This is a genomic window from Shewanella aegiceratis, assembly GCF_019457495.1.
Classification (GTDB): domain Bacteria; phylum Pseudomonadota; class Gammaproteobacteria; order Enterobacterales; family Shewanellaceae; genus Shewanella; species Shewanella loihica.
On sequence record NZ_CP080416.1, the window covers coordinates 4,130,031 to 4,141,735 of the forward strand.

11 protein-coding genes are annotated in these 11,705 nt (G+C 57.5%); all 11 read left to right on the forward strand.

What is annotated here, in order from left to right:
- The first annotated feature begins 57 nt into the window (after positions 1–57).
- The 11 genes from trmH to K0H80_RS17975 all read left to right on the forward strand — a co-directional run bounded on the left by trmH (position 58) and on the right by K0H80_RS17975 (position 11,705).
- The gene (gene trmH, locus K0H80_RS17925; protein WP_220072469.1) at positions 58–762 is read left to right on the forward strand and encodes a tRNA (guanosine(18)-2'-O)-methyltransferase TrmH; all 705 of its coding nucleotides are present in this window, start codon (positions 58–60) and stop codon (positions 760–762) included.
- A 341-nt stretch (positions 763–1,103) separates the two neighbouring features.
- The gene (locus K0H80_RS17930; RefSeq protein WP_220072470.1) at positions 1,104–2,759 is read left to right on the forward strand and encodes an AMP-binding protein; all 1,656 of its coding nucleotides are present in this window, start codon (positions 1,104–1,106) and stop codon (positions 2,757–2,759) included.
- A gap of 177 nt (positions 2,760–2,936) precedes the next feature.
- Positions 2,937–3,887, forward strand: a complete 951-nt coding sequence (locus tag K0H80_RS17935) for a calcium/sodium antiporter (protein ID WP_220072471.1) — start codon at positions 2,937–2,939, stop codon at positions 3,885–3,887.
- Between the two features lie 152 nt (positions 3,888–4,039).
- Positions 4,040–4,705, forward strand: a complete 666-nt coding sequence (locus tag K0H80_RS17940) for a tetratricopeptide repeat protein (protein WP_220072472.1) — start codon at positions 4,040–4,042, stop codon at positions 4,703–4,705.
- Between the two features lie 100 nt (positions 4,706–4,805).
- Positions 4,806–5,897 (forward strand): sensor histidine kinase, encoded by a 1,092-nt coding sequence (locus K0H80_RS17945; protein WP_220072473.1) that lies wholly within the window; start codon positions 4,806–4,808, stop codon positions 5,895–5,897.
- A gap of 7 nt (positions 5,898–5,904) precedes the next feature.
- Positions 5,905–6,501 carry a response regulator transcription factor gene (locus K0H80_RS17950; RefSeq protein WP_220072474.1) on the forward strand — a complete coding sequence of 199 codons (597 nt, stop codon included), beginning with the start codon at positions 5,905–5,907 and terminating at the stop codon, positions 6,499–6,501.
- Between the two features lie 156 nt (positions 6,502–6,657).
- The gene (gene recG, locus K0H80_RS17955) at positions 6,658–8,733 is read left to right on the forward strand and encodes an ATP-dependent DNA helicase RecG (RefSeq protein ID WP_220072475.1); all 2,076 of its coding nucleotides are present in this window, start codon (positions 6,658–6,660) and stop codon (positions 8,731–8,733) included.
- Positions 8,734–8,859: 126 nt separating this feature from the next.
- The gene (locus K0H80_RS17960; protein WP_220072476.1) at positions 8,860–9,732 is read left to right on the forward strand and encodes a DUF3014 domain-containing protein; all 873 of its coding nucleotides are present in this window, start codon (positions 8,860–8,862) and stop codon (positions 9,730–9,732) included.
- Between the two features lie 192 nt (positions 9,733–9,924).
- Positions 9,925–10,659, forward strand: coding sequence for a beta-ketoacyl synthase chain length factor (locus tag K0H80_RS17965; protein ID WP_220072477.1), 735 nt, complete (start codon positions 9,925–9,927; stop codon positions 10,657–10,659).
- Positions 10,652–11,473 (forward strand): lysophospholipid acyltransferase family protein, encoded by an 822-nt coding sequence (locus K0H80_RS17970; protein WP_144201656.1) that lies wholly within the window; start codon positions 10,652–10,654, stop codon positions 11,471–11,473. The genes K0H80_RS17965 and K0H80_RS17970 overlap by 8 nt, the downstream gene beginning before the upstream one ends.
- Positions 11,451–11,705, forward strand: a complete 255-nt coding sequence (locus tag K0H80_RS17975; protein ID WP_011867306.1) for a phosphopantetheine-binding protein — start codon at positions 11,451–11,453, stop codon at positions 11,703–11,705. The genes K0H80_RS17970 and K0H80_RS17975 overlap by 23 nt, the downstream gene beginning before the upstream one ends.

Genomic DNA, 11,705 nt, shown 5'->3' on the forward strand with positions numbered 1-11,705 from the left:
ACACCAAAGGGCGCTGCGGCGCCCTTTGTTCTTGATAAACATTACAAACGAAACATCATGAGCCCAGAACGCTTCAAACGCATCAACCAGATGCTGGACAACCGCCAGACCGACCTCACTGTCTGCCTGGACAAGGTGCATAAAACCAACAATATCGCCGCGGTGATCCGCACCGCCGATGCCGTGGGCATACATCAAATCCACGCCGTCTGGCCCGATATCGAGATGCGCGTCTCGGGCAATACCGCCTCGGGCAGCCAGCAGTGGGTCAAAACCATCAAGCACTACCACATGGATGAGGCCGCGGCCCAGTTCAAGGCGGCGGGCATGCAGATTCTGGCCACCAACTTCTCAGAAAATGCGGTGGATTTTCGCGACATCGACTATACCAAGCCGACTGTGGTGATCATGGGTAACGAGCGCGACGGCGTCAGCGAGGAAGGCCTGGCCATCGCCGACAAGCAGATCATCATCCCCATGATCGGCATGGTGCAGTCCCTCAATGTGTCTGTGGCCTCAGCCCTGGTGATGTACGAAGCCCAGCGTCAACGCGCCCAGGCCGGCATGTATGGCCAGCGCACCCTAGACGACGCCTACTGCCAGACCATGCTGTTCGAGCAGGGCCACCCCGTTTACGCCAAGGCCTGTCGACGCAAGAAGATCCCCTATCCCGCCATCGACGACCAGGGGCAAATTGTCGCCGACGAGACCTGGTGGCAGCGGATGCGCGCCCCGGACCCGGACGCCGAGCCAGAAGCCTAAGTTCGTTTTGCGGGAAAGCGAAACGCCTCGCTTTCCCCACACGCCCGATGCTCGCCTAGCAAAAGATTCCTTTCAGGGCATTCTTGCTAGGGCGTTCTTACCAGAGCATGCCTACCAGAGCCTTCGAGCTAAGACTATGACAATTGGCCTTTTATTCCGGCAAAACAATTGTCATAGATCACATTCTTCGCCATACTCAAAGACGCGCATAAAAAGTGGCCAGGCGCTCTCATCGCAGAGAAGGGCCCGCTCAATAATGGGGGTTGTTGAGTCTCGCTCCGGCATTGGCCAAGCGAACCTAGTTGCGTCTCCTTTAACAAGAATAACGATGGAATGGCAAGATGGACTCACTATTCAAATCACCGGTCGACATGTTGCACCACTGGGTCGAGCAATATGGCGACAGCACCTACCTGAAACAACCCATAAACGGTCAATACGTTAACTACAGCTGGCGCGAAGTGCAGCAGAAGATGCAGCAGATCGCCGGCGCCCTGCGTCACCTCGGCCTTGAGCCAGGCGACAAGGTGGCTGTGTTATCGAAGAACTGCGCCGAGTGGTTCATTACCGATCTGGCGCTGATGCATGGCGGCTATATCAGCGTGCCCATCTATCCTACCGCCAACGCCGATACCATTCGCTACGTGCTGGAGCACAGCGAATCTAAGGCGATCTTTATCGGTAAGCTGGACTACTGGGCCGATCAGGAGGCGGGGGTCGGCGGCGACATACTGCGCCTCGCCATGCCTTACGACACCATGCCAGCGCAATACCAGTGGGACACACTGCTCAAGCTGGGCCACCCCTTAGTCGAGGTGGAATCTCCGACACCCGAGCAGATCATGACCATCATCTACACCTCGGGCTCGACCGGTAAGCCTAAGGGAGCGATTCAAACCTTCGCCAGCTATGAGTGGACCTGCCGCGCCGTGGTGCGCGACCTCAAGACAGATGTGGAAGACAGGCTGCTCTCCTATCTGCCATTGGCTCACATCACCGAGCGTGTCGCCATCGAGGGCTCTTCCTTCTATTCCGGCAGCAGTGTCGCCTTCGTCGAGAGTCTCGACAGCTTCGTCGCCGACGTGCAGCGAGCCAGACCGACCGTCTTCTTCTCTGTGCCCCGCCTATGGAGCCTGTTCCAGAAGAATATCATCGACAAGATTGGCTATACCAAGCTCAACATACTGCTGAAGATCCCCTTCGTCAGCTCGCTGGTGAAGAAGAAGATCCATCAGGGGTTGGGCCTCGAACATTGTCACCTGCTAGGTTCGGGCTCGGCACCCATCCCGCCTTCGCTGATTGCCTGGTATCACAAGATTGGCCTGAACATATGTGAAGCCTGGGGTATGACGGAAAACAGCGCCTACTCCATCATCAACCACCCCTTCGATGCCAGCAAGATAGGCACGGTCGGGCGAGCGGTAGAAGGCTGTAGCGTCAAGCAGGGCGACAACGGCGAGCTGCTGGTCAAGAGCCCGGGCCTGATGAGCGGTTACTACAAGCAGCCAGAAGTCACCCAGGCCAGCTTCGACGAGGAAGGTTATTTCCGCACAGGCGATCTCTGCTCGATCGACGCCGATGGCTGCGTCACCATCACGGGCCGGGTCAAGGACAACTTCAAGACCGCAAAGGGCAAGTATGTCGCCCCTGTGCCTATCGAGCGTAAGCTGGCCCAGGATCCTCACGTGGAGCTGATCTGCATCATAGGCTCTGGCCTGCCTCACCCTGTTGCCCTGGTGCAGCTCTCCGAGGGCGCGGCCCTGCAACCCAAGGAAGAGGTGCGCGCCTCGCTCAAGGCGACCCTGGACAGCATCAACCCTAACCTGGAATCGCACGAAACCGTCGATGCCATCATAGTGGTGAGCGAGCCCTGGGATGTGGATAACGACGTACTGACGCCTACCCTGAAGATCAAGCGCCATGTGCTGGAGCAGAGATTCAGTGCCAAGGTCGACGGTCAGCGCGGCGGCGTGGTGCGCTGGGAAGATGAGCTCTAAGCCTAGCTTGTAAACCCAGTCGCTAAGACAATGACCTAAAAACACGCCATCTGGCGTGTTTTTTATGGGGCATTCTGTGACGAGATAAACAAAGTTTAATAGCTCCCCCCTAAATTTTTGTTGCCTAAAATTGTGCAACCTCTATGCTTGGCGCCCCGCTACTGTAGAGAGTCAATCATGTTCACCCCGCTAGCCCTTATCGCTGGTCTGCTCATCCTTATTCTTGGCGCCGAATCCCTGGTGCGTGGCGCCAGCGCGCTAGCCCTAAAACTCGGCGTCACCCCGCTGATCATAGGCCTCACCATAGTCGCCTTCGGCACCAGTGCCCCCGAGCTGGCGGTGAGCCTCAAGTCGGCCCTGGCCGGCAACTCAGGCATCGCCCTCGGCAATGTCATCGGCTCCAACATCGCCAACATAGGCCTGATCCTCGGCCTGACGGCCCTGGTGCGCCCCATAGGTGTGCAATCTATGATGGTTAAGCGTGACATCCCGCTGATGCTGTTTGCCAGCCTGCTCTTCTGGGGGTTGATCAGCGACGGCAGCCTCAGTCAACTGGACGGTGCCCTGCTCTGCTCCATGCTGATCGTCTATCTGGGGATGAACTACCTGTTCGATAAGCAGCAGGCCGATACCGAGTCGATGGAGCTCAAGCCGCTCGCGCCTCTGCTGGCCGTGGTGCTGCTCCTCGTTGGCATCGCCATGTTGGTCGGCGGCGGCATACTCTTTGTCGACGGCGCCGTGGCCCTCGCCAGACAGCTGGGAATGAGCGAACTGCTCATCGGCCTGACCATCATCGCCATAGGTACCAGCATGCCTGAGCTTATCACCTCACTGGTGGCTGCAAGACGCGGCGAGAGCGATATCGCCATCGGCAACCTGGTGGGCTCTAACCTGTTTAATATCCTGGGGATCTTGGGGATCACCGCCCTGATTCACCCCATCACAGCCAGTGTGCCCAAGCTGGACATGTTGGTGATGGTTTCGCTGGCACTGCTGCTTCTGCCTCTGGCTTGGAGCGGCCTGCGCGTGGGACGGCGCGAAGGCGCCTTGCTGCTGCTCTGTTACCTCGTCTATCTGGGCTACCTAGTCCTCTCCGCCCAATCCTATGAGTTAGCACCGCCTTTTTAGCGCTACCAATTTAGCTCAACCGCCGATGAGAGATGACAAATGTCATCCCTTATCGGTGACATCTGTGCCTGCACAAAAATCGCCATCAGACAGATACTCTCCTTAACCCAGCTACTGGGCATTACGCAACACAGGTACTTAAGGAGAAGCCAATGAAAACACTTATCATCGCCACCAGCCTGGCCCTACTCAGCCCGCTGAGCCAGGCCAATGACATTACCGAGATAGACAGCGCCGCCAATCAGATGGATATCGATCGTCTGAGCCAATTGAGCGACCAAAGCCAAGGCTATGAGCAGGCCTACGCCCTCTATCGCATGGCAATCAGTGCCAACATTCTCAGCCAGAAGGATCAGGCCCAGGCGGCATTGACCCGCGCCGAGAAGGCGTTGTCGCCCATTGCCGACCAAGGAGAAGCCGCCACCCTACTGGCCTCTGTCTACGGCATGCAGATAGGCTTAGACATGAGTCAGGCCGCCCAGTACAGCACTAAGATGGCCACTGCCCTCAATGACGCCGAAACCTTGGTCCCCCAGAGCCCTCGACTGGCGCTGGTCAAGGCGATCGCCGCCTATTCCAGCCCTAAAGATCATGGAGGCAGCATGAAAGATGCCATCGCTTTTAGCTCAAAAGCCATTGATCTATATCGAGAACCTTGCGATAACATCTGTTGGGGAGAGGCAGAGGCCTACACCTGGCGCGGCTTGGCCAAGCAGAATCTCGGTGACAAGGCGGGAGCCATTGCCGATTGGCAGGCCGCCCTGCAGGTACAGGCCGATTATGCCTGGGCAAGTTTCCTGCTAAAACAGAACCACTAAGGTAATCGGCTCAATATTGGTTGCCACTAAGCCAGATGGCTAAGCGTTCGAGCACTCATTGCTTAACGTCATGGACTTAGTGGCGCCTAGGATAAAGAAGATGGACAAATACCCTATTCCACACACCCTAGATATCGAGCGGGCAACCGAAGATAAGCTCGCCTGGGTCTATCTGATCAACCTGGGCTTCTATTTCATCCCGCTGTTCTTGCAGAATATGCCCACCTGGCACATAGTCCTGAGTCTGGTCGTGCTGGTGCCCTTTATCTACTGCTATTTTTGGGCCCACCGCAGCCCGAGTAAAACCGCCTACCAGCCTATCTTGCTGATCATCGCCCTGGCCTGTCTCATCACGCCGGTTAATATCGGCTCGCTGTCCCTGTTTACCTTTGCCGGTTTCTTTATCGGCTTTAACTACTCCCTGCCCAAGGCCTTCGCCAGCCTTATCGGCCTAGCCGTCATCCTGACGCTGCTAAGCCTAACCCTAGGTATTCACTACTACTTTGCGGTTTATGGCGTCGCCCTGATCACCGGCGTAGGCTTCTTTGGCGTGGCCGAGCGTAAGCGGGTCGAAGCCAAACGCGCCCAGCGGCAGAGTCAGCAGGAGATACGCCAGCTCGCCACCATGTTAGAGCGCGAACGTATCGCCCGGGATCTGCACGACATCATGGGGCACTCGCTCTCTTCTATCTCACTCAAGGCAGAGCTGGCGCGCAAGCTATTGGCCAAGGGGCAAACCGATCAGGCCAGCGCCGAGCTGACAGAACTGGAAACCATCGCCCGCGACAGCCTCAGCCAGATCCGCCAAACGGTATCAGGCTACAAACACAAAGGGTTAGACGCCGCCCTGACGCACCTGTGCCAGATGCTGAGGGACAAGGGCATGGCCGTCACCCTCTCTGGTGAGCTGCCATCACAGCCACAGGAAGTCGAGACCCAGTTGATCCTCAGCCTGACCGAGCTGTGCAACAATGTTATGCGTCATAGCCAGGGCGATAGCTGTAATATCGACTTGTCGGCAACACCTCAGGGGCTGCGGATCTCGGTCACAGACAATGGTAAGCTGAGGCAGCTCAGCGAAGGCAATGGCCTCACCGGCATACGTGAGCGACTGCGCCCCTTAGGTGGTACACTTAGTATTGAGCTCGAGCCAAACCCGCAATTTATCATCGAGTTACCAAATCAGGGATAGAGACAGGATGAAGATATTACTCGCCGAAGATCAAGCCATGGTCAGGGGCGCGCTGGCCGCGCTCCTCACCCTCGAGGGCGACTTTGAGGTGATACAGGCCTGTGACGGCGACCAGGCCCTGAGTCTGCTCAAGCAGCAGGAGTTCGACCTGCTGCTGACCGACATAGAGATGCCAGGCCTCAGCGGACTGGAGCTGGCTCAATGGTGTCAAAATCAAGCGGCGCCGACTAAGGTCATCATCCTGACCACCTTTGGCCGTGCAGGCTATATCAAGCGTGCCATCGAGGCGGGCGTGGGCGGTTTCTTACTCAAGGACGCGCCTTCCGAGACACTGATCCAGGCAATTAACGCCGTCAGCCGCGGCAAGCGCATCATAGATCCCGAACTGGCCATCATGGCCGTCGGCGAACAAGACCCCCTCAACGATAAGGAACGCCGGGCGCTCAGGCTCGCCAGCGAGGGACGCTCCAGCGCGGAGATCGCCGCCACCCTGTTTATCGCCGAAGGCACTGTGCGTAACTATCTCTCCGAGGCCATCGCCAAACTCAATGCCAGCAATCGCATCGACGCCGCCCGCATCGCCAAGCAAAAGGGCTGGCTGTAGCCTCAGACTATGACCTCAGGCTTTACCCCAGGCTTTAACCTGTCATGGCTAACGCGAGATTGCGTTCATGCCGAACTCTGATAGTATATGTATATATTTACAGTAATAGACTCAGGTTCTGGTTAAATAGAACGCTAAATCAAATGGGTACAAAGCGTGGATAGACTCGATCTCATGGCTGTGACAGAGTTAAAGGGCGTTGCCGCCAAGATGGCGCAGCGGCTGGAGAAACTCGGCATCAATACAGTCCAGGATCTGCTGTTTCACCTGCCGCTACGCTACGAAGACCGCACCCAGATCTATCCTATCGCCGCCCTCTATCCCGGTAGCTATGGCACCATAGAGGGCATAATACAATCGACCCAGATCGTCCAGGGGCGCAAGCGTATGCTCACCTGCACGGTACGCGACGACTCGGGCACCATAACCCTGCGCTTCTTCAACTTCTCCGCCGCAATGCGTAACGGCCTCGAAGAGGGCGAGCGCATTCGCGCCTATGGCGAGGTGCGTCGGGGCAAGCTTCACCGGGAGATCATCCACCCGGAATACAAGATGCTCCACGGCGAGAGCGACTTCAGCCTCAGCGATACCCTGACGCCTATCTACCCAACCACAGAGGGACTCAAGCAGGCCAGCTGGATCCGTTTGACGGATCAGGCCCTGGCGCTGCTGGCCCATGGCGCCCTGACCGAACTATTGCCGCCTCAGCTGAGGCCCAATCAGCTCTCATTGGTCGACGCGCTGCAGCTGCTGCACAGGCCCCCGAGCGAGGTCAGCCCCTTTGCCTTGGAGCAGGGCACACATCCGGCGCAGCAAAGGTTGATCCAGGAGGAGCTGCTGGCCCACAACCTGAGCATGTTACAGCTTAGGGCCCGCAGCAATCATGATAAGGCTATCGCGATGCAGCCCACAGGGCAGCTACTCAATCCCTTCCTGGCCTCTTTACCCTTCAAGCCCACCGGCGCCCAGCAGAGAGTGGTTGCCGATATCACCCAAGATCTCGACAAGGCGCATCCCATGATGCGCTTGGTGCAGGGCGATGTGGGCTCGGGCAAGACGCTAGTGGCGGCGCTGGCGGCGCTACAGGCCATAGAGAGCGGCTATCAGGTCGCCATGATGGCACCGACTGAACTGCTCGCCGAGCAGCACGCCAACAACTTCGCCGCCTGGTTCGAACCCCTCGGACTAACGGTCGGCTGGCTGGCGGGTAAGCTCAAGGGTAAGGCGCGGGCGCAGTCGCTGCAGCAGATTAAGAGCGGCGAGGCCCATATCGTCATCGGCACCCACGCCATCTTTCAGGAGCAGGTGGAGTTCAACCGTCTGGCGCTGATCATCATCGATGAGCAGCACAGGTTCGGGGTGCATCAACGCTTGGGGCTGAGAGAGAAAGGGATCAGCCAGGGCTTCCACCCCCACCAGCTGATCATGACGGCAACCCCTATCCCCCGCACTCTGGCGATGACCGCCTATGCAGATCTCGATACCTCCATCATCGACGAGCTGCCGCCGGGGCGCACGCCGGTGACCACGGTTGCCATCTCAGACAATCGCCGCGGTGAGGTGATTGATCGCGTGCGCCAGGCCGCGCTGCAAGATGGGCGTCAGGCCTACTGGGTCTGTACCCTGATCGAAGAATCCGAGGTGCTGGAATGTCAGGCCGCCGAAGACACGGCCGAAGAGCTTAAGCAGCTGCTGCCCGAGCTGTCCATCGGCCTGGTGCATGGCCGCATGAAACCCACTGAGAAACAGGCGATCATGGACGCCTTTAAGACCGGCAGCATACAGCTACTGGTAGCTACCACAGTGATCGAGGTGGGGGTCGATGTGCCCAACGCCAGCCTGATGATCATCGAAAACCCCGAGCGCCTGGGGCTCGCCCAGCTGCATCAGCTGCGGGGGCGTGTCGGCCGTGGCGCCGTGGCCAGCCACTGTGTGCTGCTCTACAAGGCGCCGCTTTCCCACACAGCCACCCAACGTTTAGGAGTGCTCAGGGACAGCAATGACGGCTTCGTGATCGCCCAGAAAGATCTGGAGATCCGCGGACCGGGTGAGGTCTTAGGCACCAAGCAGACGGGTATCGCCGACATGAAGATAGCGGACTTGGTACGGGATCAGGCCCTCATCCCCCACATACAGAAACTGGCCCAACATGTGATGCAAGAGGTGCCGGAAAATGTTGACGCCATAGTGCTGCGTTGGTTAGGGGAGCGCCAGCAATACGTGCAGGCCTAACTCAGCTAACAATTAAATATTTTTTATTTCACTGGCCGCCCCTAGACAAGCCCGGTGAATTTTGCAGAATGGAAAGAGGCCTCTGTGGTCACAGGGCTTATTCCAGCCACAATTCAAGGAAATCTCATGCAAGTCAGTCAAGAAGATAGAATTGCCCCACAGACAGCGCGCAGCGGGATCAATGCGCTCAGCATTGCAGTGGTGATCATATTAGTGTTGCTCGCCGCCGGCGCCTACTATTTCCTGGGCAGTGACGAACCCGCGCCCGAGCCTGAATTGCCAGCCCCTATTACCCTGCCTGAGCCAGAGCCGGAGCAGCCCCTGCCAACCGATGCGGCCCTGCCTGAGCCAGAAAACCTGGCGCCGGAGCCTGAAGCCCAGGTAGAAGAAGCGCCTGCCGAGGCCGTTGAGACCCTGCCGACACTGGCCGATAGCGATCAATATGTTCATGACAAGACGGTCGAAGTGGCCAATGGCATGAAGATAGACCCGCTACTGGTCGAGAAAGATATCGTCAGACACTTCGTGGTGTTCGTCGACAACCTGGCTCAGGGCGAGCTGGCCCGCAAGGTGAGCCCACTCAAGGCGCCCAACAGCAAGTTTACCGTCTCCGAGGTGACCAACAAGACCTACCTCAATCCCGACAGCTACCATAGGTATGATCTCTATGCGAACTTCGTCGATAACCTGGACGAGGAGCAGCTGCTTAGCACCTATAACAAGGTGAAGCCTCTACTGGGTGAGGCCTTTGCCGAGCTGGGTTATCCCGACATGAATTTCGATGACCGTATGGTAGAGGCGATCGACGTAATGCTATCCGCTCCCGTCATCGACGCGCCGATTGAGCTGGACAGCGTCAGCGTGAACTATAAGTTTGTCGACCCTCAACTCGAGAGCCTGCCCAACGCCCAGAAGCTGATGATCCGCATGGGGCCGGAAAACAGCAAGAAGGTCAAGGCCGCCCTGCGTAAGCTCAAGAAGCAGCTCAAACAGTCATAACCCCCAGCTCGCCCACCTCCCCGTGGGCGAGCTCCCTCCTACCTCCTCAGTTCACACTATCTAGCAACAGATCAATCACATATTTATGTCACCCGTCAAAGGGTGTACAATAGCCGCCCCACAAATACACCTTGTGGCTCAGTTTCTGGTTATGGAAAACATCAGCAAGACGCTGTATTTAGAGGCAAAGTAGTGCGGTTACACTTTCACATTCATTCTGCGGGCGCCTGGTCTCCCCTATACCAGTGCTTAAACGATTGGCAGACATGGCCAACGCCGCCGGCAGATGCCGAGCAGCTCGCTCAGGCCGCCCCGGCGCTGAAACAAGTGCCCGCCATGCAAAGGCGACGCTTTAGCAAGCTCACCAAGATGTTGTTGGATGTCGCCTTTCAGTGCGACGCGCCCGCCCAATGCCGTACCATCTTCGCCTCTCGCCACGGCGAGCTTAATCGCACAGTGGATCTGCTACAGGACATAGTGCGCCAGCAGCCCATTTCGCCCATAGGCTTCAGCCAGTCGGTGCATAACACCGCCAGCGGCATCTTCAGCATATTGACGGACAACCGCGCGCCTTCGACCTCGATTGCCGCCGGTGAGGCCACCCTCACCCAGGCCCTTGTCGAGGCCTATGGACAACTGGCGGAAGATAACGCGCCGCTGCTGCTGGTGTTTGGCGACGAGCCCGTGTCAGATATTTACAAAGAATTTACCCAGGAACCCGAGCTGCCGCTGGCCATCGCGCTGCAGTTGTCGCTATGCCAAGATCAGGTTTCAGGCACTCAGCTAGTCATTGAGACCCAGCCAGATGCCGCCGAATTAGCGACGGCGCAGCCGCTGAGCTTTGGCCAAGTGATCCACGCCATCGCCAGTCAGCAACCGCTCGAAGGGCGCCTGAATCAATACCTGGTGCGGATCTGTCATGACTAGTCAGGTCGTCGCCAAACGCCTGACCGGCATCGCCTATATTCCTCGCTGGCTGGGCGGGGTGAGCTGCTATATCGCCTTCGGTTTAGGGGGCCTGCTCAGCTCACTCACCATATTGCCCGTACTCAGGTTCTGGCCCGGCAGCCAGCAGGTGCGCATCGCCCGGGTGCAACGTGCCGTGCATCTGATGTTTCGCGGCTTCGTGCGTATGCTCACCTGGGCCGGGGTCATTCGGGTGACCACCCAAGATCTGCAACGGCTGGAAAGTGCCAAGGGCAAGGTGATCATCGCCAACCATCCGACCCTGGTCGACGTGGTGGTGCTGATCAGCCTGATGCCCAATGTCGGCTGTATCGTCAAGCAGGGACTATGGCGTAACCCCTTCCTGCGGGGCGTAGTGTCCTGCGCCGGTTATATTCCCAACCGCGGCGCCGATCTCCTCCTCAAGGATTGCAGCGAGGTGCTGGCCCAAGGCACTAACATGATCATCTTTCCCGAGGGCACACGTACCGTTAAGGGCGAGATAGTTAACGAATTTGCAAGGGGCGCAGCCAATATCGCCCTGCGCACAAACACAGACCTGATCCCCGTGGTATTAAGAACCAATGCCGTCGGCCTGACCAAGCAGGAACCCTGGTATGAGATACCTCGCCAAACCATAGGCATGAATGTCGAAGTAGGCGAAACTATCGAGCATATCAGGTATCATGCTCAAACGGGTGGAGACGCCAAGATGGCCCGTCAGTTGACGCGGGATCTCGAAGAATATTATAAACAACAACTTGATAAAAATTATGAGCTTACAAAACGAAATTAAACAACTCATCATAGATTGCCTGGATCTCGAAGATGTCAGCATCGACGACATCGACACAGATGCGCCGCTCTTTGGCGACGGTCTGGGACTGGACTCTATAGATGCACTTGAGCTGGGACTGGCCATCAAGAAGCAGTTCGATGTCAAAATCGAAGCCAACTCGGAAGCCACCAAGGCCCATTTCTACAGTGTTGCCAGCCTGGCAAGCTTTATCGAATCTCAACGCGGTTAG

What these genes read in the sequence shown, in the direction of transcription:
- K0H80_RS17930 (WP_220072470.1), top strand. Translation starts at nt 1,104, where the DNA reads ATGGACTCACTATTCAAATCACCGGTCGACATGTTGCACCACTGGGTC.
- trmH (WP_220072469.1), top strand. Translation starts at nt 58, where the DNA reads ATGAGCCCAGAACGCTTCAAACGCATCAACCAGATGCTGGACAACCGC.
- K0H80_RS17950 (WP_220072474.1), top strand. Translation starts at nt 5,905, where the DNA reads ATGAAGATATTACTCGCCGAAGATCAAGCCATGGTCAGGGGCGCGCTG.
- K0H80_RS17945 (WP_220072473.1), top strand. Translation starts at nt 4,806, where the DNA reads ATGGACAAATACCCTATTCCACACACCCTAGATATCGAGCGGGCAACC.
- K0H80_RS17940 (WP_220072472.1), top strand. Translation starts at nt 4,040, where the DNA reads ATGAAAACACTTATCATCGCCACCAGCCTGGCCCTACTCAGCCCGCTG.
- K0H80_RS17960 (WP_220072476.1), top strand. Translation starts at nt 8,860, where the DNA reads ATGCAAGTCAGTCAAGAAGATAGAATTGCCCCACAGACAGCGCGCAGC.
- K0H80_RS17935 (WP_220072471.1), top strand. Translation starts at nt 2,937, where the DNA reads ATGTTCACCCCGCTAGCCCTTATCGCTGGTCTGCTCATCCTTATTCTT.
- K0H80_RS17970 (WP_144201656.1), top strand. Translation starts at nt 10,652, where the DNA reads ATGACTAGTCAGGTCGTCGCCAAACGCCTGACCGGCATCGCCTATATT.
- K0H80_RS17975 (WP_011867306.1), top strand. Translation starts at nt 11,451, where the DNA reads ATGAGCTTACAAAACGAAATTAAACAACTCATCATAGATTGCCTGGAT.